The sequence below is a fragment of the Ensifer sp. genome (assembly GCF_035999185.1).
Classification (GTDB): Bacteria; Pseudomonadota; Alphaproteobacteria; order Rhizobiales; family Rhizobiaceae; genus Ensifer.
This window is the reverse complement of record NZ_DASYHB010000126.1, coordinates 1-21689: the sequence shown is the minus strand read 5'-3', so window position 1 is coordinate 21689 and position 21689 is coordinate 1. Positions and strand designations below refer to the sequence as shown.

Here is a 21689-nt window from a genome sequence, read left to right as displayed (position 1 = left end):
GTCGCCGCTGTTGATGGTGAGATTGACGCCTTTCAAGGCGATGATCGCCTGGTCCGAGTACAGGCCCGGGTAGGTCAGACTGATGTTCCTGACGCTCAATGTTTCCATGAGAAATGCCTCCCTGCACCTCGGTCACGGTCTATGATGGTGCGCCGGCCGCTCCTCAACGGCCGGCGCAATCGACAGATTAGTCTATTGCGCCGCCGCCTTGGCAAAGTCGGCGTTCACGTAAGGCGCATAGTCGTCGAGCGCATTGCTGATCTGCTTTTGCTCGACGAGGAACTTGGCACTTTCGGTCAGCGCACGCGTGGCGCCGCCACCGAGCCAGACCTCGGAGGCCTGCTCGTCCGCATTCGGGAACGAAAGAAGCCGCAGGGCCTCCACCGTGCTCGGGCCATCGCCGCCGATCAGCTTGACGATACCTTCCACCTGCGGCGATTCTTCCGTCCATGCCGCCTTGTTGGCGTTGTAGTCGGCATAGGAGTTCGCCAGAACCTTGGTGAAGGCTTCCATGAGCTTCGGGTTTTCCGCAGCCCAGGCCTTGTCGACCACCAGGCCGTCGAAGGTCGGCACGCTCGCAGCACCAATCACCTCGGAATCCGAGATCGTCTTGCCGGTCTTCTGGATTTCGGAAAGCGCCGGCGGCCAGACATAGGCGGCATCGATATCGCCGCGCTGCCAGGCGGCTACGATCTGCGGCGGCTTCAGGTTGAGGATTTCCACCTCGCGCGGATCGACGTTCCACACCTTGTTCATGCCGACCAGCAGATGAAAATGCGAGGTCGAGACGAAGGGCACAGCGACCTTCTTGCCCTTGAGGTCGGCGGGCGTCTCGATGCCCGAACCGTCGCGGGCGACAAGCGCCTCCGACTGGCCGATATTGTCGAGGATCCAGAAGAGCTGCAGTTCGACGCCACGTGTGGCGGCCGACGCCGTGCCGGTCGAGCCGAGAACGCCGATCGGCACGTCGCCCGAGGCGAGCGCCGTGGTGATATCGCCGGCCGAGCTGAACTGACGCCAGTCGATCGAATAGCCCGCCTCCTTCGCGGCGGCGTCGAAACGGCCGTCGGCGATCGCGGCCACGAACGGGCCGACGATCTGCTGGTAGCCGACGACGAGTTTCGTCTCCGCATAGGCGACGCCCGATGCGGCAAGGCTTGCCACGATACTTGCGGCTGCTGCCAGCCGTTTGAAATGTCCATGTAGCATTCTTCGTCCTCCTCTTTGTTTGTTCCCGTTTGTGTATTCCCTGGCCGTTTTTTCCGGTCTTGACCATGACGATAGGGGGGAGATCCGGCTTGCGTTATATCCAGTATGGAAGTTGAATAGATCCAGATTGACCGTTGGGGGACGGCGATGTGCGGATGAACGTTTCCGAGACCATCTTCTTCATCGATCGCGAAAGCGGCATCGGCCTGCAGGCGCAACTGCGCGAGACGATCGTTTCGGCCGTGCTCGCCGGCCGGGTCCAGCCGCACGCGCATCTGCCGTCGACGCGCAAGCTCGCCGATTATCTGCGGATCTCACGGATCACCGTCACGCTCGCCTATCAGGAACTGATCAGCCAAGGCTATGTCGAGGCGGTCAACCGCAGTTCCTATCGCATTGCGGGCAACCCGCCAGGCATGAATGTGGGAGGCGAGCAGCCATCCGGCCGTTCGGACCCGGTGGATTGGAGCCGCAAGATCAAGATGAATTTCGATGTGGTGCGCCAGGTCCCCAAACCTCTGGACTGGCGGCGCTACCCCTTCCCGTTCCTCTATGGCCAGATGGATCCGACGCTGTTTGACCTCAACGCCTGGCGCGATTGCGCCCGCCGGGCGCTCGCGCGCGAAGACTTCGTGCTGATGGCGAGCGACTTCGCCGCCGCCGACGACGTGCGGCTCGTCAACTATATCTGTTCGCGCACGCTGCCACGCCGCGGCATCCACGCCACGCCGGACGAAATCCTCGTCACCGTCGGCGCGCAGAACGCGCTCTGGATCGTTACCCGACTGATCCTCGGCAAGGGTTCCTCCGCCGTCTGCGAGAACCCGTGCCACCCGGACATCAGCGCCTCGCTGCTCCTCAGCGGCGCCGACGTCACAACCGTCGACGTGGATGGCGAGGGCCTGTCGCCCGAAGCACTGCCGGAGAAAATCGACGCCGTCTTCGTGACGCCCAGCCACCATTCTCCGACAGGCGCGACCATGCCGATCGAGCGGCGGACACAACTGCTGCAGGCCGCGGAAGAGAGGGACTTCGTTATCGTCGAGGACGACTACGAGTTCGAGATCAGCTACCTTGCCCCGCCCTCGCCGGCGCTGAAGGCGCTCGATCCCTCGGGACGCGTGCTCTACATCGGCAGCTTCTCAAAATCGCTGTTTCCGGGGCTTCGGCTCGGCTATCTTGTGGCACCCGCACCCTTCATCCGCGAGGCCCGCGCGCTGCGTTCGCTGATGCTGCGCCACCCACCCGGCCACCTGCAGCGCACCGCCGCCTATTTCCTGGCGCTCGGCCACTATGACGCCGTGTTGCACCGCATGCGGACCGAGTACCACAAGCGCCATGTGCTGATGGCCGAGGCGCTCCGTCGCGAAGGTTTGACCGTTGCCGGCTCCTCGGCCTTCGGCGGCACGTCGTTCTGGATGGAGGGCCCGGAAGGGCTTGATGCCGACCGGCTGGTAAGCGAACTCCGGCAGGATGGCGTGCTCGTCGAGTCCGGTTCTCCCTTTTTCCCCAGAAGCGACCAGCCCTGCCGCTACTTCCGCATGGGATACTCGTCCATTCCAAGCGCCAGTATCCCGGAAGGCGTTTCACGCGTTCGCGCCGGCATCGATCGCCTCTGTCAGCCAAGCCCTGCGCAGAGCCGCTTAGCTCGCCAGGAAGAGCACTCGAAAGGTTGACGCCATCAGCACGCTCTCGCCGTGGGACGGAAGCATTCGTCGGTGGCCACGGCGCGCCCCTTTCGGGCCGCAAGCGCCTCACCGACCGAGATGAGGACCGGGTTGTCGTAGCCGATTTCGGCGATGCCTTCCGGGATGGTCGCAAGCGTCCCGCGTCAGCTTCGCTCGGTCGCCCGGCTGACGTCGCTCATGATCACGGCCGGGGTTTCGGGCGCCAAGCCCTGCGCGACAAGTTTTTCAGCGATCAGCTTGGCCGTTCGGCCGCCCATGTAGAACACGGTCGTGCTGCGGCTGTCGGCAACGCGCGCCCAGTCGACATCGTCAGGCAGGCCACCACGCCTGGAATGCCCGGTCACGAGCTGCAGCGATTGCGCGTGGTCGCGGTGGGTCAGCGATAGGCCGAGACGCGAAGCCATCGCGCTTGCCGCGGTGATGCCCGGGATGACGTCGACGGGAATGTTCTCCCGGTCGAGATGAGCGATTTCCTCGCCCGCCCTGCCAAACACCATGGGGTCGCCGGATTTCAGCCGCACGACACGTTTTCCCGCCTTGGCAAGCTTGACCATCATGGCATTGATGTCCTCCTGGCGGCAGCTCTCGCGGCCACCGCGTTTCCCGACCAGCATGCGCTTGGCCTCCCGCCGGGCAAGCTCCAGCACGTCGGCAGAGACGAGATCATCGAAGAGGATGACATCGGCCGCCTGAAGCGCTCGCACCGCCTTCAGCGTTAGGAGTTCGGCATCGCCGGGGCCTGCGCCGACCAGCGTCACGCGTCCGGCGGCGGGGGCTTCCGCGGACCTTTCGGCATCAGCAAGAAGCACCCCGCCCACGCCCTCCTCCGGCGTATCCGTTGTCGCAAAGACCCGGTCGCAAAAGCGCTCCCAGAAGGCCCGGCGCTGCGGTCCCGGCTGGACGCGCCTGTTGACCTCGTCGCGCAGGGTGTGCGCCAGCATCGCCCAGGCCTTCAGGCCGCGCGGCAACAGGGTCTCGATCTTGCGGCGGATCGTCTGGGCCAGGATCGGAGCAGCACCATCCGTCGATATCGCAACGACGACAGGCGAACGGTTGACGATCGAGCCGAACTGGAACTGGCAGAATTCAGGCTTGTCGATGACGTTGACCGGGACGCCGGCAGCGCGGGCGGCCATCGAGAACGCGCGCGCCTCCGCCGTATCCTTGCAATCGCCGACAGCGAGCACGGCACCGTCGAAATCAGCGGGAACCGCACTGCGGCGATAGAGGGTAAAGCTGGCGGCCGGATGGTCCGGCGTGCGAGCGAGCAGTTGGTCGAAGCCGCCGTCATACGCCTCGGCATAAATTTCGACGCTGGCACCGCAGGCGGCGAGCAGCTCGGCCTTCCACATCGCTGAATCCGTTGCGCCGGAAACCACGACACGTTTGCCCTCCAACGCCCAGAAGACCGGCAGCTTGGCGAGCGGTTCCATGCGAACCGGCGTTTTATTCAGCGGCCGTTGCAAGACATCCATCGATGATCCCCCTGATTTCGGCGCGGCACGAGCCGCAATTGGTGCCGGCATTGAGTGCCTTGCCGACGGCTTCGACGCTGTTGCAGCCGCCGCGCACGGCCGTGACGATCTGGTTGACGCCGACGCCGAAGCAGGAGCAGACGGTGGCTCCTGGATCGGGCGCGTCGGCGCCCGGCCGGCCGGCGACGAGCGCGAAGCGCTTGCGCAGGTTGGCGTGATCGACGGCCAACTGCGCGATCGCCCAGTTGCGCGCAACGGCGACGGGTTCGCGTGCCAGGAAAAAGGCCGCGACAAGGCGCGATCCATCGAAGAAGGCGAGACGAACGTCGCCGGTCTGTGCATCGGCATAGCCGAGTGGTTCGACACCCTCGCGGATAGCGAAGACATGGCGGCACCAGTCCGCCCAGTTTTCGACCGACCCGGCGAAGGCCAGCTCCAGCCGCCACCCGCCTTCGGCCTTGGCGAGCGCCCAATAGGCGGCATCGGGATCCTTTGGCTTTGCCAGCGATACGGCAAAGGCGTAGTGCGCCCCCTTGAACTTGCGCGCGGCGACGGCGACGTTCTTGGACGCCGGCTGGCCGGACACCCGGTCTGTAATCGGCGGTATGACGGCATCGATGCGCCCCCGTGCCGAATACTGGTCAGTCCAGTGCATGGGCGCGAAGATGCTGCCACGCGCTGCCCGCTCAGTGATGAGTGCGCGCACGACCGCCTTGCCACTTGGACTCTCGATCTCGACAAGGCCGGCATTGCCGACGCCGATCTCCATCGCGTCGCGCGGATGCAGTTCTGCAAAGGGTTCGGCGATATGGGCGGAGAGGCGCGCGCTCTTGCCGGTCCGCGTCATGGTGTGCCACTGGTCGCGGATGCGCCCGGTGTTCAGCGTGAAGGGATAATCGCCATTGGTGCGGTCGGTTTCTGCCGGTTTTACTGCGACGAAGCGGGCCTTGCCGTCGGCGTGGTAGAAGCCGCCGTCCGCAAAGAACCGGCTTTCGGTGCGCCCCTGCCCCATAGGCTGTGGCCACTGAAACGGCGTTAGCTCGTCATAAGTCTGCCGGCTAAGACCGGCATGAGCGCCGATGTCAAAATCGCGACTGCCGGCGTTTTCGAATGCCGAGAGCGCTGCGTGTTCCGCGAATATCTCGATCGGCGCATCGTAGGCGAATGCTTCAGCAAAGCCCATGCGGCGGCCGACTTCTGCCAGCTGCCACCAATCGGCCCGCGCCTCGCCCGGCGCATCGAGAAACGGGCGCTGGCGCGAAATGCGGCGTTCGGAATTGGTGACCGTTCCGCTCTTTTCCCCCCAGCCGAGCGAGGGCAGCAGCACGTGGGCGTGGCGCGCCGTATCCGTCTCTTTCAGGATGTCCGAAACGACGACAAAGGGACATGCCTTGATCGCCGCCTCGACGGCGTCGGCGTCCGGCATCGAGACGACGGGGTTTGTCGCCATGATCCAGAGCGCCTTGATGCGTCCCTCGGCCACCGCCTGGAAGAGATCGACCGCCTTGAGGCCTTGCCTCTCGGCAATAGTCGGCGAGCGCCAGAAGCGCTGCACGCGCTCGCGGTCCTCGGCGTTCTCTATCGCCATATGGGCGGCGAGCATGTTGGCGAGCCCGCCCACCTCACGGCCACCCATGGCATTGGGCTGTCCAGTCAGCGAAAACGGCCCCATGCACGGCCGGCCAATGCGTCCGGTTGCGAGATGGCAGTTGAGGATCGCGTTGACCTTGTCCGTCCCCGAGGAGGACTGGTTGACCCCTTGGCTGTAGCAGGTCACGACCTTTTCCGTCGCGGTGAAGAGGCGATAGAATTCGCGCAGTTGCATCGCGGCAAGGCCGGTTCGCTCCAGCACCTCGCCGAAGGAAACGGCTCCTGATGCCGTAAACGCTTCCGCGAAATCGACCGTATGCGCGCCCACATAGTTCTGGTCGATGGCGTTGTGTGCGACCAGATGTGAGAACAGGCCGACGAACAGCGCAACGTCGGAGTCCGGCCGGATCGCCAGATGAAGGTCGGCGATGTCGGCCGTCATGGTGCGGCGCGGGTCGATAACCACTACCTTCATGCCCGGCCGCTTCGCCTTGGCGGCAGCCAGTCGCTGGTAGAGCACCGGATGGCACCAGGCAAGATTGGAGCCGGTGAGGATGACGAGATCCGCGCGTTCCAGGTCCTCATAGGTTCCGGGCACCGTGTCCGAGCCGAAGGCGCGGCGATGACCGGCGACGGAGGACGACATGCAGAGCCGCGAATTGGTGTCGATGTTGGCCGAACCGACAAAACCCTTCATCAGCTTGTTGGCGACGTAATAGTCCTCGGTCAGGAGCTGGCCGGAGACGTAGAAAGCGACCGAATTCGGCCCATGGTCGGCGATCGCCTGAACGAAGCGCTCGGCGACGAGATCGAGCGCTTCGCCCCAGGATGCCTTTTGTCCGTCGATCTCAGGATGGAGGATGCGACCGTCGAGATCGAGCGTCTCGGCGAGCGCCGAGCCCTTCGAACAGAGCCGGCCAAAATTCGCGGGATGGTCCGGGTCGCCCTTGACGGAAACGGCACCGTCGCCGGCAACCGTCGCGATGACGCCGCAGCCGACACCGCAATAGGGGCAGGTTGTCTTGACGGCCTCCTCCATCCTATTCGGCCGCCATCATTAGGCTTTCGAGCGCGATGAAGAGCGCGCCGTCTTCATTGCGCAGCGCAATCGTCTTCACTGCCCCCTGATCGGCGCCGAGCGCCTTGCCGGTTTCGAGCGAGATCACCCAGTTGTGCAGTGGGCAGGTGACGGCCTTGGCGTGGACAATACCCTGAGACAACGGCCCGCCCTTGTGCGGGCAGTGGTCTTCGATGGCAAAGACCTCGTTTTCCGCCGTGCGGAACACCGCGATCTTGCCTTGCGGGGTTTTGACGCAACGCGCGCCGCGCAGCGGAATGTCGGCGATGTCTCCAATGGGAAACCAGTTCATGGAAGACCTCCTATTCCGCAGCTTGCGGGTAGCCGATGGTCGCCATCGGCCGGAATTCATGCTTGTCCTTGCCGGAGACGCGCTCCGACCAGGGATCGACCTGTGCGAATTTTTGGGAGAAAACGAAGCGGTCGTAATAGGCCTTGCGCTTGTCTTGATCGTCCATGATCTGGCGACGGATTTCTTCAAGTCCGATACGCTTTGCCCATTTGTAGATGCGCTCGAGATAGCGCCCCTGCTCGCGGTACATCTGCGTCAGCGCCACGATATGCTCCAGCGCTTCGTCCTCGGTTTTCACCAGGCCGAGCACTTCGGTGCCCTTGATATCGAGGCCCGCCGCACCGGCAAAATGGATCTCGAAGCCGCTGTCGACGCAGATGACGCCGATGTCCTTGCAGGTGGCTTCCGCGCAGTTGCGCGGACAGCCGGAGACCGCCATCTTCAGCTTGGCCGGCGTCCAGGAGCCCCACATGAATTTCTCGATGCGGATGCCGAGACCGGTCGAATCCTGCGTGCCGAAGCGGCACCAGTCGGAGCCGACACAGGTCTTCACCGTGCGCAAGCCCTTGGCGTAGGCCTGGCCGGAGATGAAGCCGGCCTTGCCGAGATCGGCCCAGACCGCGGGCAGGTCCTCCTTCTCGATCCCGAGCAGGTCGATGCGTTGACCGCCGGTTACCTTGACCAGCGGGATCTCGAACTTGTCGACCACATCGGCGATCGCCCGCAATTCACCGGAATTGGTGACGCCACCCCACATGCGTGGCACGACGGAATAGGTGCCGTCCTTCTGGATGTTGGCGTGGACGCGTTCATTGATGAAACGCGACTGGTAGTCGTCGGCATATTCGTCCGGGAAATCGCAGACGAGGTAATAATTGAGCGCCGGGCGACACTTGGCACAGCCGCAGGAGGTCTTCCATTCGAGCTCCTGCATCACGGCCGGAATGGTCTTCAGCCCCTTGGCCTTGATCAGCCGGCGGACGTCGTCGTGGCCGAGATCGGTGCAGCCGCACATCGGCTGGACCGCGGCGGGGCTGTAGCTCTCGCCGAGTGTCAGCGTCATCAATTGCTCGACGAGGCCGGTGCAGGAGCCGCAGGAGGCGGACGCCTTGGTATGGGCGCGCACGTCGTCGAGCGACGTCAGGCCCTTGTCGGCAATCGTCGAAACGATCTTGCCCTTGCAGACGCCGTTGCAGCCGCAGATTTCCGCATCATCCGGCAAGGCTGCAACGGCCGCCATAGGGTCCAGAGGAGCGCCCCCCTGGTATGCCTGGCCGAAGATCAGCGTCTGGCGCATCTCGGAGACGTCAGTCTCCTTCTTCTTCAGGTCGTTGAACCACGCTCCGTCAGCGGTCTCGCCGTAAAGCACCGTGCCGATGATACGATTGCCTTTCAGCACCAGCCGCTTGTAGACGCCGGCTGTCGCGTCGCGCAGCACGATCTCTTCCCGGTCGTCGCCATCGGCAAAGTCACCCAGCGAGAACAGCTCGATGCCGGTGACCTTGAGCTTTGTCGGCGTGTCGGAATGCACGAAGGCGGCGGTGCGCTCGCCGGCCAGATGCGAGGCGGCGACGCGGGCCATCTCGTAGAGCGGCGCGACCAGGCCATAGACCATGCCGTCGACTTCCGCGCATTCGCCGAGCGCCCAGATGCGACCGTCCGAGGTCTGCATGCCCTGGTCGACGACGATGCCGCGGTTGACGGCAAGGCCTGCCTCCTTGGCGAGCCCGACGCTTGGCCGGATGCCGACAGCCATGACCACCAGCGTTGCCGGAATGATGCGGCCGTCGTCAAGCTCGATGCCCTCGACCTTGCCGTCGCCGATGATCGCCTTGGTGTTGGCCTTGCAGATGATCTTGATGCCGCGCCCTTCCAGCTCCTTCTGCAGCAGGTAGCCCGCGGCCGGATCGAGCTGGCGGTCCATCAGGGTGGGCATGACATGGAGAACGGTGACGTCCATGCCGCGGCCGGCAAGGCCGGCGGCAGCTTCAAGACCCAGCAGACCACCGCCGATGACGACGGCCTTTTCGCGAGACTGGGCGGCAAGCAGCATGGCCTGGACGTCGTCGAGGTCACGATAGGTGATGACGCCGCGTTTGTCGTTGCCGGGCACCGGCAGGATGAAGGGCACGGAACCGGTGGCGATTACCAGCCTGTCGTAGCTCTCGGTCACGCCGTGGTCGGAGGTCACCGTCTGGGCATCGCGGTCGATCGCAACGATACGATGGCCCTTGTAGAGGGTGATGCCGTGCTTGATGTACCAGCCATCACCGTGGATGATGATCTCTTCGTACTCCTTCTCGCCCGAAAGCACGGGCGAGAGCATGATGCGGTCGTAGTTGACGCGCGGCTCGGCGTTGAAAATGGTGACCTCGTAGCGATCAGGCGCCTTTTCGAGGAGATGCTCCAGCATGCGCCCGGGCGCCATGCCATTGCCGATGATGACGAGTTTTTCAGTCATGGTCTGTCCTTGTCGGTTCAGGCGGTCGCAGCCGTCGGCAGGGCGAGCGCGCGGCGTTCCATCTGGCGGATAGAAAGGTGCATCCACAGCAGCGACGCGGCGACGACGGCGAAGAGAAGCAGGAAGCAGCTCGACCAGAGGCCGGTCGCATCCTTGAGCAGTCCGAAGGCGATCGGCAGGACGAAGCCACCGAGCCCGCCGACCATGCCGACGATGCCGCCGACGGCACCGACATTGTCCGGATAGTAAGCCGGGATATGCTTGTAGACGGCGGCCTTGCCGAGGCTCATGACGAAGCCGAGCACGAAGACGACGACGATGAAGACAACGGGCGTGATACCGAAGGCACTTCCCTCGCCCGCTGCCGGCAGCGACAGGATCAGCGTTGCCACCGCCGAAACGCCGAGCATCCAATACATGACGCTACGGGCACCCTTGCGGTCCGAAAGCACGCCGCCGAAAGCGCGGAAAATGCTGCCGGGAATGGAATAGGCGGCCGCAATCATGCCGGCGGCTGCAATGTCGAAGCCGTAGACGCCGACGAGATAGCGCGGCAGCCACAGGGAAAGCGCGACGAAGCCACCAAAGGCGAAGAAGTAGTAGAGCGAGAAACGCCAAACCTGTGCGTTCTTCAAGGGCGCGAATTCCTGAAGCAGGCTGCGCTTCGGCACCTGACGCTCGCGGCGGCTGCGGAAGGCCGGATCGTCGCTGGTCGTGAACCAGAAGACGAGCGCTGTCACCACCAGGGCAGCCGCCCAGATCTCGGCGACCGCCTGCCAGCCGAAGGCAATCATGATGAACGGCGCCAGGAACTTCGTCACCGCCGCCCCGACATTGCCGGCGCCGAAGATGCCAAGTGCTGTGCCTTGCTTCTCCGGCGGGAAGAAGGGCGAGACATAGGCGACGCCGACGGCGAAGGAACCGCCGGCAAGGCCGATGCCGAGCCCGGCGAGCAGCATCTGCGGATAGGTCGTCGCGTAGGTCAGCAGGAAGGTGGCAAGCGCCGCCGCCAGCATGGTGAGCGTATAGACGAGGCGCCCACCGTATCGCCCGGTCCAAACGCCAAGCAGCATGCGCACCAGGGAGCCGGTGAGGATCGGCGTGCCGACGAGCAGGCCGAATTGCGTCTCGCTCAACGCCAGGTCCTGCTTGATGCGGATGCCGATGATCGCAAAAATCGTCCAGACGGCGAAACAGATGGTGAAGGCGAAGGTGGACATCCACAACGCGGTGGCGGGTTCACCGGCGGATAGAGGCTGCTTGTTCTCAGACATGGCTTCTCCGAGGCCCGACAAGGTCGTGCCGCTCCATCATGGGGTTGAAAAACAAAAAGCCGCTGGTCGGGCACGTGCGACACGGCAGGCCCGTGTACGCAGAATCCCGATCAGCGGCTTTGCTGGTTAGGCGCCCGTCGTTGGACACCGATCTCGTGGCCCGAGGGCCTGACATTTAAAAAGCAATCGGCGTGCCAGTTTCAGCAAGCGATTGATCTAGAAGGAAAAAAATGATCAGTGCACTCTGGGGAAGCGTGCTACGGCCTTCACCCTGTGCAGTGCGAAAGCTATTTTTTGTGCACTGCGCATAAATTAGACGCTATGCAATCACCCGGCAGACTGGGATGCAATGTAGGCATCGACGTCGTCAGGATCGAAGCGACCTCCATCGAAGAAGCCGTCCGGTCCGAGTGTCAGCGCGCCCGAAGAGCCGACCGGCGTCTCGACTGTCAACGCCCCCTCGACCTTGGCGCTCGCCGATGGCATCGCGATGCCGAGATGCCGCAACGCGGAGCGGTAAATGTCCGGCCGATAGGTTTCCGCGGCAATGCGCTGGCGCTCCGCCGCGTGCGCGATCTGCCCCCAGCGGACCATCTGGGTGTAGAACCACAAGGCATGGCTCTTCCAGGGGAAGGTCGCAGCCTTGGCATTCGGAACGAAGAAGTCCCTGACCGCCCGTACCGCCCCGCTGCCGACCGGCAGGTTGCCGACGAGTGCGGGAAGAAGCAGCTCGGGTTCGCGTCCGACATAGGCAGGTTGCGCAAGGAGGGCCGCAAGCGCGCCGTGGTTTTCAGGCCGGGCACACCAGAGCGACGCCTGATGGAGTGCTGCGAGCAATGCCGCCAACGCCTCGGGATTGGCCTCTCCCCAGTGGGCGTTGACGCCGAGCACCTTTTCCGGGCTCGACCGCCAGATCGCCGCCTTGACGGTCGCAAGATGCCCGCCGCGATGAAGGACGCCAAAGGTGTTCCAGGGTTCGCCGGCGCAATAGCCGTCGATCACGCCTTCGGCGAGCGCGTCCCCCATGTCCGGAGGCGGCAGCACGACGATCTCGATATCGCGGTCCGGGTCGATACCGCTCGCCGCCAGCCAGTAGCGCAGTTCGTAATTGTGCCCCGAGTAGGCATGCACCACGGCGAAGCGCGGCGGCGCGCCCGTCCGCGCATCGATGGTCTTGCGCAGAGCGACGCCGTTTGCGCGCGCGTCGAGGTCAGGGGTCGCGCCATTGTCCACCATCTGCCGCCAAAGCGAAGGGGACACCGTGACAGCATTGCCGCCGAGCCCCAGGGACATCGGCACGACCATCTCCGGCGCCGGAACGTTGAGGCCGAGATTGCATGCGATCGGCATGGGGCCGAGGATATGGGCGACATCGACATGGCGGACGGCAAGCCGGTCGCGGATGCTCGCCCAGGAGCGCTCGCGCAGGAGCGTGAGATCGACCCCCTGCTCTTCGGCAAAGCCCATTTCCCGTGCGACGACGAGCAGCGCACTGTCAAGCAGCGGCACGAAGCCGGCGGTGATGGCGTAGCGCGTCGTCATTCCTTGCCTCCCGGATCGAGCAGGCCCGCCGCCGTGACGAGGCTTTGGGCGATTTCGACGATCTTGCGGTTCTGGTTCATCGCCGTACGGCGCAGCAGCGCATAGGCTTCTTCCTCGGAGAGCCCGCGCGAGCGCATCAAGAGCCCCTTGGCACGATCGATTACCTTGCGGTTTTCCAGTTCGCCGCGGGTCTCTTCCAATTCGCGGCTAAGCCGCGAAAAAGCGTTGAAGCGGCTGATCGCCATTTTCAGGATCGGGCGCACGCGCTCCTGCTTAAGCCCGTCGACGATATAGGCCGAAACCCCCGCCTCGACCGCCGCCTCAATGGAAGCCTCGTCGGACTTGTCGACGAACATGGCGATCGGACGCCTGACTGCTCGCGAAAGCTGGAACATGCTTTCCAGCATGTCACGGTTCGGGTTTTCGAGATCAATGACGATGACGTCCGGATTGAGATCGGCGATGCGCCGCGCGAGGCCATGCATGTTGTCGATGACGGTCAGCTGGTCAAAACCAGCATCGCGCAGCCCCTCTTCGATGATGGCGGCACGAATGCGATTCTCGTCGATGACCAGTACGTTCAATCCGCTCGGCTTCATCCCGCAACCGCCATGAGACAGCGCAACTCTATTGCCGCGCCCCCATTTTCGCAATGCAGCATATGGCACGCGAAATCAAGCGGACGTCATGACGTTCATTGCGGGACGGCAAGCATGCGCGTCGTCCTCGATGGATGAGGCTTCCGTTTATCACTGCCTAAACCGCAAACACTCTTGCACGCCGAAACGTCACGAAACCGATGTCGCCCGCTTTGACGGCGCGCTCCGGTTCCACGTCCAGCTCCAGATGCGCCCCGGTTTCGGTGGTCGCAATCACCCGGCGGCCGTCCGGGCGGTCCATCACCCGGCTGACATTGGCTGCGATCCCAGGCCCGGCCGGCGCCCAGTCGAGATCGACCGGGCGGGCGTAGAGCTCTGCCTTGCCGTCCGCCATGCCGGAGACATCGATGACCGCACCGTCGGCATAGGCCTTGCCGTCGCGCACCTCGGCCGAGATCATATTGGCATCGCCGAGAAACTTCATGACGAAGGCGGACTGCGGATCGCGGCAGACGGCCTGTGGCGTCCCTTCCTGGACGATATGGCCGTCCTTCAGGATCACCACACGGTCTGCGAGATCGAGCGCCTCTTCCTGGTCGTGGGTGACAAACAGCGTGGTGATGCCGAGTTCCGAGTGGATCTCGCGCAGCCAGCGGCGAAGCTCGCGACGGACGTTGGCGTCGAGCGCGCCGAAGGGCTCGTCGAGCAACAGCACCTTCGGATCGACCGCAAGGGCGCGGGCAAGCGCGACACGCTGGCGTTGCCCGCCGGAGATCTGCGCCGGAAAGCGGCCGCCGAGCCCTTCCAGACGCACCAGCCGCAGCAATTCGTCGACACGCGCATCAATGGCCGCCTTCTCGCGCTTGACCTTCGAGACCTCCATGCCAAAGGCGATGTTCTGCGCCACGGTCATATGCGGAAACAGCGCATAATGCTGGAAGACGAAGCCGACGCCGCGGTCGCGCACGGGTATGTCGGTCGCATCCTGGTCGCCGAAATAGATGTGGCCGCCATCGGCAAATTCGAGGCCGGCAACCATGCGCAGGATGGTCGTCTTGCCGGAACCGGAGGGTCCGAGCAACGCAACGAGTTCGCCGCTTTCGATCTCGAGCGAAACGTCCTTGACGGCGCGGAAGGTTTCGAAAGTCTTGACGACATGATCAAGGCGGATCTTCATGATGCGTTCTCCGCGGGGTTGGATGCCGGGCGGACACGGCCGGCGCCCTGGCGCTCGAGCGCCACCTTGGCAATGATGGTGAAGACGGCAAGGAGCGCCAGAATGGACGCCGAAGCGAAGGCGCCTGCCGCCTGATAGTCGTGGTAGAGCAGCTCGATATGGAGCGGCAACGTATTGGTCTGGCCGCGGATGTTGCCCGAAACGACCGAAACCGCACCGAACTCACCCATCACGCGCGCATTGCAGAGGACGACGCCGTAAAGCAGCGCCCATTTGACGTTCGGCAGCGTTACCGAGAAGAAGGTGCGCCAGCCGGATGCGCCGAGAGAGGTCGCTGCTTCCTCGAGATCGCGCCCCTGAGCCTGCATCAACGGAATGAGTTCACGGGCCACGAACGGTGCTGTGACGAACATCGAGGCAAGCACGATGCCGGGAATGGCAAACAGGATCTTGATACCGTAGGCGTCGAGCGTCGGACCGAACAGGCCCTGCAGGCCATAAACGAAGAGATAGGCGACGCCGGCGACGATCGGCGAAACCGAGAACGGGATCTCGATCACTACCAGCAGGAAGCCCTTTCCGCGGAAGTCGAACTTCGTGATCGCCCAGGCGGCGGCAACGCCGAAGGCTGTGTTGACCGGCACGGCGATCAGAGCCGCAAGCACCGTCAGCATGATGGCGTGCCGCGTGTCGGGGTGCAGGATCGTGTCGCGATAGACCTGCCAGCCCTTGGAGAAGGCTTCGACGCCAATGATCAGCAGTGGCGCGAGGATCAGCAGCGCGACGAGAACAAGGACAATGCCGATCAGCGTCCGTCGAAAGAACGCTCCGTCGCCGATCCGCGGCACCCTGCGTCCGGTTCTTTTCAGCCCCATGGTCAGGCCCTCCGCGTGTAGCGCAGCGCGCGCGCCTGCAGCCAGTTTGTGACGGCAAGCATGAGGAAGGCTGCGAACAACAGTACGGACGCGATCGCCGCCGCCGCCTGATAGTCGTATTCCTCCAGCCGGATAAAGATCAGCAATGCGGTGATTTCCGTCGACATCGGCTGGTTGCCGGCGATGAAGATGATCGCGCCGAACTCACCAAGCGAACGCGCGAAGGAGAGCGACACGCCGGCCAGAAGTGCTGGTGTCAGCAGCGGCAGAATGACCTTGCGGAAAATTGCCCAGTCCGAACCGCCGAGCGACTGCGCCGCCTCTTCGAGCGCCGGGTCGAGGTCTTCCAGCACCGGCTGCACCGTGCGCACGATGAAGGGCAGCGAGGTGAAGCACATGGCGATCATGATGCCGAGCGGCGTATAGGCGACCTTGATGCCGAGGTCGCTCAGAAACGAACCGAACACGCCGTTCGTGGTGAAAAGCGCCGTCAGCGAAATACCGGCAACCGCCGTGGGCAGGGCAAATGGCAGGTCGACCATGGCATCGACGATACGCCGCCCTGGAAAACGATAGCGCACCAGCACCCAGGCAAGCGCCAGGCCAAAAACGAGATTGAACAGCGTTGCCCCGAAAGCGGCCGTGACCGTCACGCGATAGCTCGCGAGCGCCCGCGACGACGAGACGATCTGCCAATAGTCGTGCGGGCCGAGGCTCGCTGCCTTGAACACGAGTGCGGCCAGCGGCAGGACGACGATCAGGCTGACATAAAGCAGCGTCACACCCAGAGACAGGCGTAATCCGGGCAGGACATTGCGTCTCACGCGGTCATTTCCTTTGAATGGGAAGACCCGGCAGACCATCCGTCTGCCGGGCTCGAAGAAGGCGAAAACCTGAGAGGCGATTAGCGGCTGCCGTAGAGCTTGTCCAGGACACCGCCCGAGGCGAAGTGGTCGGCCTGGATCTTGCTCCATCCGCCAAAGACGTCGTCGACGTTGACCAGGCGAATTTCCGGGAACTGATCCTTGAACTCGCCGGCGACCTTCTCGTTGCGGACGCGGTGGCCGAACTCGGCGGCAATGCGCTGGCCCTCCTCCGTGTAAAGGAAATCGAGGTAGGTCTTGGCGAGCGCTTGCGTGCCGTGCTTCTCGGCGACCTTGTCGACGACTGCGACCGGGAATTCGGCAAGCAGGCTCACGGACGGGATGACCGCCTCGACCTTGTCGGCGCCGTACTGCTTGGCGATGCTGCGGGTCTCGGCCTCGAAGGTGATCAGCACATCGCCGGTCTCGCGCTCGACGAAGGTCGTCGTGGACGCGCGGCCGCCGGTATCGAAGACCGGCACGTTGTCGAAGATCTTGGTGATGTAGGCTTCGATCTTCGCCTGGTCGCCCTCATAGGCCTCCTTGGCCCAGGCGTAAGCGGCGAGATAGGTGTAGCGCGCATTGCCCGACGTCTTCGGATTGGGGAAGACAGCGTGCACGTCGTCGCGGGCAAGGTCGGCCCAATCCTTGATGTTCTTCGGGTTGCCCTTGCGCACCAGGAAGGACGGGAAGGAATAGAACGGCGAGGCGTTGTTCGGGAAGGCCTTCGCCCAGTCCTTGGCGACAAAGCCGTTCTTGGCGAGGAACTCGATGTCGGTGGTCTGATTGAAGGTCACGACATCGGCCTCGAGGCCTTCGAGGATCGAGCGCGCCTGCTTGGAGGTGCCGGCATGCGACTGATCAACGGTCACGCCCGGATGCTGCTTGATGAACGCCTCGTTCTCGGCCACGAAAAGCTCGCGCGAAACGTCGTAGGAAGCGTTGAGGAGCTTCGTCGGTTCCTGCGCCAGCACGGGCGTGGCGAAGTGCGCGGCAAGGGCGGCGCCAAGAATGAGGAGGCGTTTCATGCAATTCTCCGGTGTTGATGCTGTCCAGAAAACTATCGGCAGCTGTGCAGGAGCGCGAGAGATCGAGGGCTTTGCTTGTGCGAAGCCTTAGAATTTTCATCTCTTTTTCGCCGCATCTCGTGGAGTTTTTTGTCTCACCTTGCCGAGCCTCTGCCCACGCGGACCGGCCCACCCTGACGCTGCCTCGTCAAGGACGGCGCAAAGTCAATTGCGTCCAGCTCGCGCGCTTCTCGTCGATCACGCGATCGGGAGACTAGATATAAGATCAACGCTTTGACAACATAGGAGCAAAGGCAGGGTTGGCGATTCGATGACGATTTACTTCAAGGCAGCGATTTCCGATGACATGGCATTCGGGATGATCGAGCAGTGCTTTTCCGATCCGGACGACTATGACGGGTATCTCGATATCTTTGGCGATCACACTGAAAAGACCGTTTCGTGGAGCAAGGGCAGATCGGTCGACGAATTCAAGGATCAGATCACCGACGCGTTGCGCGCGGCCTGGGAGGCGTCGCCCTTCTGGCAGGTGTACGAACGACGCGAAGACCGGGACGACGCCGGCACCAACGAAATTCGAAGAGCCGCAATCAACCTGACCCGCGCCTATGGCGGTGTGATCGTGATCACACTCAGCCTGCTTGGAAGACGCAGCGGCACGAATGACCTCGAACTGGTGTTCGTCTGCTTCCAGGAAGATGCCCAGCGTCGGAACTTTCGCGTGCGCTATGACGGAAAATTCGTTCCGGCGGCCTGAATCGTCGCGCCGCCCGGCAAGGAGATGGCATGACAGCCGAGCATGATGCGGCGGAAGTCTTCGCGCTGATCGTTGCAAGCTTCCACCAGGTGACCGGCAGAAACCTGGTGGAACACGCAGCTGACAGCCAATGGCTCTACCAATCCGCGCCCTTTGCCGTCCTCGCACATGATCGGTCCGAGGATCCCCGCTTCTTCTATGCGAACAAAACCGCCCAGGCCTGTTTCGGATATAGTTGGGAAGAATTTGTCGGCATGCCTTCGCGCCTTTCTGCCGAAGCGCCCGACCGCGAGGAGAGACAGCGCCTTCTCGACAGCGTCTCCGCCAAAGGTTTCATCGACAATTATCGCGGCCTGCGAATTGCGAAATCCGGCCGCCGGTTCTGGATAGAAGACGCCACCGTCTGGCAGCTTGTGCGCCCCAACGGCGAACATGCCGGCCAGGCCGCCATGTTCCACACGTGGAAAGATCTTTAGCCCGTCTCTCGACGTTGGCGGCAGAACGCTCCCACCTCCACGAGGCCATCATCCGCGCGGCTGTTGATCCAGCCATTGCCCCATGATGGTCGCAAGACGCTGCGGGGCTTCCATCGGGACCATATGTCCTGTCTTCTCGATGACTTCGAGCCTTGAACCGCCAATCCCGCGGTGAAGCTCCAGAGCCTCCTCGCGGGACCTCAACTGGTCCTGCTCTCCTGCAATGACCAGGGTAGGACAGGCGATCGTTCCCAGATGGTCCCGTTCGTCACGTCGCTCGATGAGCGACTGACGGCGAAAGACATCGCCTCCCAGGCGCTGCCCGGCGGCCTGGATGCGCACGATGATGTCGTCGCGATCCGCATGATCCGGGTGCAGCGACGACGCAACGGCCGATCGGCTGAGCCCCTTGAACGCTGCTGTCTGTCCGGCGATTGCCGCCTTGCGCTGACGCTGCACGTCGCTATCGCCGCGGGCGGATGTTGCGATGAGGATGAGGGCAGAAACCCGATCCGCGGCTTGACGGACGATCTCTCGAGCGACGTATCCGCCCATGGAGAAACCGACCAGCACGAAACTGGGCGGCGCATCGGCAAGCGCACGGCGAGCCATGGCCGCTATCGTGTCATCCTTCGCGAGGTCAGCGTAGGTTGCCGGGCCGTGGCCGTATTCGGTCAGTAGCGGCACCACTTCATGCCAAAGATCGGCATCGAGCATGAAACCGGGAACCAGGAGCATTGCCATCTATCGTCACCTCTGCGTCTGCCAGCCCAGGAGTCCACCGCGCCTCAAGGGTGAGGATCACGCGTCGGAGGCTCCTGATCCTTGCGCATCTGGCGCAGCATGTTCCGCCCGGCGATGAGCATCTCGAACAGGAACGCCACGAGTGACCCGATGAGCGAGAGGATCGCGCCGCCGAAAAACCAGAACAGATTCTCTTCGCGAAAGTCGAATCCGAGCGCGCCGGCAAGCAGATTCAAGATGGCGCAGCCGGTGCAAATTGCCGCCAATGTCCCCAAGGCGACCGCGATCTCCAAAGCCAGCGTTCGCCGGCGAAGATAGTCGAGCTGCATGCGTCGCGCCGCGCTTTGCTCGTCCTTCTCATCGATCTCGTTCACCCGGTCGGAAACCCTGCCGAGACGGGTCGCATAGACACTGACGAAGCCCGCCGTACCGGCAAGGAGGAAGACGGGCGCGAGCGAGGTTTGAATGATCGTGGCAAGATCATTGACGATTGATGGCGGCTCCATGCGTACCCTTGCGTCAAATTTGTCTCGAGGCGGTGCAATAGTCGTCATATTGGGCAGCTTCATGGAACAGAGAACGCGCCCGCACTTTCCTACCGCATGACTTGCGCTACGCGACCACCAGCTCCGCCGCCCCAGCCATTGCCTCACCTATGACCGCCGCGTCGAAGCCGTGCTTGCGGAAGAGGTCGAGGACGTGCCCGGCCGCAGACGGGGCGCAGGCGACGAGCAGGCCGCCGCTTGTTTGCGGATCGCAAAGCAGCGCCTTGTCGATGCTGCTCATCTCACGGGAAAATGCCACGTCGTGGCCATAACTCGCCCAGTTACGCCCCGAGGCACCGGTGACGAAGCCGGCATTGGCGAGTGCGTAGGCTCCCTCCAAGAGGGGCACTGCAGACCAGTCGATCCGCAGCTGACAATTGGAGCCCCGCGCCATTTCAAGGACGTGTCCTGCAAGGCCGAAGCCCGTCACATCGGTCATGGCGTGAACGTCAGTGAGGCGGGCGAGATCCGGTCCGGGCGTGTTGAGGCGGGTCGTGCTCTCGATCATGCTGACATAGCCGGCCCCATCGAGCGCGCCCTTCTTCAGCGCCGCGGAAAAGATGCCGACGCCCAGTGGCTTGCCGAGGATCAGCACGTCGCCCGGCTCGGCCCCGCTGTTGCGCTTCAGGTGCGCCGGATCGACGAGGCCGATGGCGACGAGGCCGTAGATCGGCTCGACGGAATCGATCGTGTGGCCGCCCGCGATCGGAATGGCGGCAGCGCGACAGGCCGTTGCCCCGCCGTCGAGGATGGCCCCAATGGTCGCCGATGAAAGCACATTCACCGGCATGCCGACGAGCGCCAGCGCAAAGATCGGCGTTGCACCCATTGCATAGATGTCGCTGATGGCGTTGGTCGCGGCGATCCGCCCGAAATCGTGCGGATCGTCGACGATCGGCATGAAGAAATCCGTGGTAGCGACCACGGCCTGGTGGTCGTTGAGGCGATAGACGGCTGCATCGTCCGACGTCTCGATGCCGACGAGCAGCTCCGCCGGCACCGGCAATTGCACACGTCCACGTAGAATTTCCTGGAGCACGCCGGGCGCGATCTTGCAGCCGCAGCCGCCGCCATGGGCGAGCGAGGTCAGGCGCGGTTCGGCGGAGGGGGAAACGTTGCTCACGGTTTAAACTCCCTTGGGACGTCTGTATCGATGGCGACCGCCATGCTGGCTGCGATCATGACCGATCGTTTCGGTCAAGACCATGACTTTTCGGGGCAATTGCCGATCAAATCGGCCTTGACACAATGGCTGCGAGGCTCGACCATTCGCTTCAAGACCGATACGCATGGAAGAGGACCTCCAATGAACATCGATCTTTCCCGCCGCAGCTTCCTCAAGCTCGCCGGCGCAGGCGCCGCGGCCACCACGATCGGGGCCATGGGCTTCGGAGCGGCAGAGGCCGCGACCGCCGCCCACGTGCGCGCCTTCAAACTTGCAAGCACGACGGAGACCCGCAACGTCTGTACCTACTGTTCGGTCGCCTGCGGCATCCTGATGTATTCGAAGGGTGATCTTGCCGCCGGCGAAAAGGCGGAGCTCATCCATATCGAAGGGGATGCGGACCATCCCACCAACCGCGGGACACTCTGTCCCAAGGGTGCGGCGCTGAAGGACTTCGTGAAGTCCGAGACCCGCACCACGAAGCCGCGCCACCGCGCCCCCGGCGCCGACAGCTGGCAGGACATTTCCTGGGAAGATGCTTTCGACAAGATCGCCCGTGCGATCAAGGACGACCGCGACAAGAACTTCATCGAGAAGAACGCGGCCGGTGTCACCGTCAACCGCTGGACGACGATGGGGTTCCTGGCGGCTTCAGGCGGAACCAACGAGACGGGATGGCTGACCTACAAGACTGTCCGGTCCTTGGGCGTCGTCGGCTTCGACAACCAGGCACGCGTCTGACACGGCCCCACGGTAGCCAGTTTGGCTCCAACATTTGGCCGCGGCGCAATGACGAACGCCTGGACCGACATCAAGAACACCGACCTCGTCATCGTCATGGGTGGCAACGC

General features: G+C 63.4%; 18 protein-coding genes and 2 pseudogenes. 4 read left to right on the top strand and 16 right to left on the bottom strand.

Going from position 1 to position 21689, the window contains the following annotated elements; translation table 11 throughout:
- Together VGO04_RS16415 and tauA are read right to left on the bottom strand one after the other, a co-directional pair.
- Window positions 1-108, bottom strand: a pseudogene (locus VGO04_RS16415) (nitrate ABC transporter ATP-binding protein); the annotation flags it as partial.
- Between the two features lie 84 nt (window positions 109-192).
- The gene (gene tauA, locus VGO04_RS16410; protein WP_327497029.1) at window positions 193-1209 is read right to left on the bottom strand and encodes a taurine ABC transporter substrate-binding protein; all 1017 of its coding nucleotides are present in this window, start codon (window positions 1207-1209) and stop codon (window positions 193-195) included.
- A gap of 155 nt (window positions 1210-1364) precedes the next feature.
- Here tauA and VGO04_RS16405 point away from each other — a divergent pair, with 155 nt between their 5' ends.
- A complete protein-coding gene (locus VGO04_RS16405) occupies window positions 1365-2885 on the top strand; it encodes a PLP-dependent aminotransferase family protein (RefSeq protein ID WP_327497028.1) in 1521 nt (506 codons plus the stop codon).
- 5 nt (window positions 2886-2890) lie between these two features.
- Here the strand turns inward: VGO04_RS16405 and cysG are convergent.
- The 11 genes and pseudogenes from cysG to VGO04_RS16350 form a co-directional block, all read right to left on the bottom strand.
- Window positions 2891-4372: pseudogene (gene cysG, locus VGO04_RS16400) on the bottom strand (siroheme synthase CysG).
- Window positions 4344-7001, bottom strand: a complete 2658-nt coding sequence (locus VGO04_RS16395) for a molybdopterin-dependent oxidoreductase (RefSeq protein WP_327497027.1) — start codon at window positions 6999-7001, stop codon at window positions 4344-4346. Before VGO04_RS16395 ends, cysG begins: the two are co-directional and overlap by 29 nt.
- A gap of 1 nt (window position 7002) precedes the next feature.
- Complete coding sequence (gene nirD, locus VGO04_RS16390; protein ID WP_327497026.1) at window positions 7003-7332, bottom strand: nitrite reductase small subunit NirD; 330 nt, start codon at window positions 7330-7332, stop codon at window positions 7003-7005.
- Window positions 7333-7342: 10 nt separating this feature from the next.
- Window positions 7343-9793: a nitrite reductase large subunit NirB gene (gene nirB, locus VGO04_RS16385; protein WP_327497025.1), complete on the bottom strand. Its 2451-nt coding sequence runs from the start codon at window positions 9791-9793 to the stop codon at window positions 7343-7345.
- Window positions 9794-9810: 17 nt separating this feature from the next.
- Window positions 9811-11067, bottom strand: coding sequence for a nitrate/nitrite transporter (locus tag VGO04_RS16380; RefSeq protein ID WP_327497024.1), 1257 nt, complete (start codon window positions 11065-11067; stop codon window positions 9811-9813).
- Window positions 11068-11394: 327 nt separating this feature from the next.
- A complete protein-coding gene (locus tag VGO04_RS16375) occupies window positions 11395-12609 on the bottom strand; it encodes a CmpA/NrtA family ABC transporter substrate-binding protein (protein WP_327497023.1) in 1215 nt (404 codons plus the stop codon).
- Window positions 12606-13208, bottom strand: a complete 603-nt coding sequence (locus tag VGO04_RS16370) for an ANTAR domain-containing response regulator (protein ID WP_327497022.1) — start codon at window positions 13206-13208, stop codon at window positions 12606-12608. The genes VGO04_RS16375 and VGO04_RS16370 overlap by 4 nt, the downstream gene beginning before the upstream one ends.
- A gap of 157 nt (window positions 13209-13365) precedes the next feature.
- On the bottom strand, window positions 13366-14385 hold the full coding sequence (locus VGO04_RS16365; protein WP_327497021.1) for a sulfate/molybdate ABC transporter ATP-binding protein: 1020 nt from the start codon (window positions 14383-14385) through the stop codon (window positions 13366-13368).
- A complete protein-coding gene (gene cysW, locus VGO04_RS16360; RefSeq protein ID WP_327497020.1) occupies window positions 14382-15260 on the bottom strand; it encodes a sulfate ABC transporter permease subunit CysW in 879 nt (292 codons plus the stop codon). The genes VGO04_RS16365 and cysW overlap by 4 nt, the downstream gene beginning before the upstream one ends.
- Before the next feature lie 2 nt (window positions 15261-15262).
- The gene (gene cysT, locus VGO04_RS16355) at window positions 15263-16084 is read right to left on the bottom strand and encodes a sulfate ABC transporter permease subunit CysT (RefSeq protein ID WP_327497019.1); all 822 of its coding nucleotides are present in this window, start codon (window positions 16082-16084) and stop codon (window positions 15263-15265) included.
- 80 nt (window positions 16085-16164) lie between these two features.
- The gene (locus tag VGO04_RS16350) at window positions 16165-17151 is read right to left on the bottom strand and encodes a sulfate ABC transporter substrate-binding protein (RefSeq protein ID WP_327497018.1); all 987 of its coding nucleotides are present in this window, start codon (window positions 17149-17151) and stop codon (window positions 16165-16167) included.
- A 310-nt stretch (window positions 17152-17461) separates the two neighbouring features.
- Here VGO04_RS16350 and VGO04_RS16345 point away from each other — a divergent pair, with 310 nt between their 5' ends.
- Together VGO04_RS16345 and VGO04_RS16340 are read left to right on the top strand one after the other, a co-directional pair.
- Window positions 17462-17908: a hypothetical protein gene (locus VGO04_RS16345; protein ID WP_327497017.1), complete on the top strand. Its 447-nt coding sequence runs from the start codon at window positions 17462-17464 to the stop codon at window positions 17906-17908.
- Window positions 17909-17937: 29 nt separating this feature from the next.
- Window positions 17938-18384 carry an MEKHLA domain-containing protein gene (locus VGO04_RS16340; protein ID WP_327497016.1) on the top strand — a complete coding sequence of 149 codons (447 nt, stop codon included), beginning with the start codon at window positions 17938-17940 and terminating at the stop codon, window positions 18382-18384.
- A 48-nt stretch (window positions 18385-18432) separates the two neighbouring features.
- Here VGO04_RS16340 and VGO04_RS16335 read toward each other — a convergent pair whose 3' ends face one another.
- The 3 genes from VGO04_RS16335 to selD form a co-directional block, all read right to left on the bottom strand.
- Window positions 18433-19122 (bottom strand): alpha/beta hydrolase, encoded by a 690-nt coding sequence (locus VGO04_RS16335; protein ID WP_327497031.1) that lies wholly within the window; start codon window positions 19120-19122, stop codon window positions 18433-18435.
- A 50-nt stretch (window positions 19123-19172) separates the two neighbouring features.
- On the bottom strand, window positions 19173-19634 hold the full coding sequence (locus VGO04_RS16330; RefSeq protein ID WP_327497030.1) for a DUF2721 domain-containing protein: 462 nt from the start codon (window positions 19632-19634) through the stop codon (window positions 19173-19175).
- Window positions 19635-19740: 106 nt separating this feature from the next.
- A complete protein-coding gene (selD, locus tag VGO04_RS16325) occupies window positions 19741-20796 on the bottom strand; it encodes a selenide, water dikinase SelD (RefSeq protein ID WP_327497015.1) in 1056 nt (351 codons plus the stop codon).
- Window positions 20797-20979: 183 nt separating this feature from the next.
- Between selD and VGO04_RS16320 the strand changes: the two genes are divergently transcribed.
- The coding region (locus VGO04_RS16320) for a molybdopterin-dependent oxidoreductase (RefSeq protein WP_327497014.1) at window positions 20980-21689 on the top strand (710 nt) is incomplete at its 3' end.

Bases quoted from the DNA above. Each gene is read 5' to 3' on its own strand.
- VGO04_RS16405 (WP_327497028.1), top strand. From the start codon at position 1,365: ATGAACGTTTCCGAGACCATCTTCTTCATCGATCGCGAAAGCGGCATC.
- VGO04_RS16375 (WP_327497023.1), bottom strand. From the start codon at position 12,609: ATGACGACGCGCTACGCCATCACCGCCGGCTTCGTGCCGCTGCTTGAC.
- VGO04_RS16350 (WP_327497018.1), bottom strand. From the start codon at position 17,151: ATGAAACGCCTCCTCATTCTTGGCGCCGCCCTTGCCGCGCACTTCGCC.
- tauA (WP_327497029.1), bottom strand. From the start codon at position 1,209: ATGCTACATGGACATTTCAAACGGCTGGCAGCAGCCGCAAGTATCGTG.
- VGO04_RS16380 (WP_327497024.1), bottom strand. From the start codon at position 11,067: ATGTCTGAGAACAAGCAGCCTCTATCCGCCGGTGAACCCGCCACCGCG.
- nirB (WP_327497025.1), bottom strand. From the start codon at position 9,793: ATGACTGAAAAACTCGTCATCATCGGCAATGGCATGGCGCCCGGGCGC.
- VGO04_RS16345 (WP_327497017.1), top strand. From the start codon at position 17,462: ATGACGATTTACTTCAAGGCAGCGATTTCCGATGACATGGCATTCGGG.
- VGO04_RS16335 (WP_327497031.1), bottom strand. From the start codon at position 19,122: ATGCTCCTGGTTCCCGGTTTCATGCTCGATGCCGATCTTTGGCATGAA.
- nirD (WP_327497026.1), bottom strand. From the start codon at position 7,332: ATGAACTGGTTTCCCATTGGAGACATCGCCGACATTCCGCTGCGCGGC.
- VGO04_RS16365 (WP_327497021.1), bottom strand. From the start codon at position 14,385: ATGAAGATCCGCCTTGATCATGTCGTCAAGACTTTCGAAACCTTCCGC.
- VGO04_RS16395 (WP_327497027.1), bottom strand. From the start codon at position 7,001: ATGGAGGAGGCCGTCAAGACAACCTGCCCCTATTGCGGTGTCGGCTGC.
- VGO04_RS16340 (WP_327497016.1), top strand. From the start codon at position 17,938: ATGACAGCCGAGCATGATGCGGCGGAAGTCTTCGCGCTGATCGTTGCA.
- cysW (WP_327497020.1), bottom strand. From the start codon at position 15,260: ATGGGGCTGAAAAGAACCGGACGCAGGGTGCCGCGGATCGGCGACGGA.
- VGO04_RS16370 (WP_327497022.1), bottom strand. From the start codon at position 13,208: ATGAAGCCGAGCGGATTGAACGTACTGGTCATCGACGAGAATCGCATT.
- VGO04_RS16330 (WP_327497030.1), bottom strand. From the start codon at position 19,634: ATGGAGCCGCCATCAATCGTCAATGATCTTGCCACGATCATTCAAACC.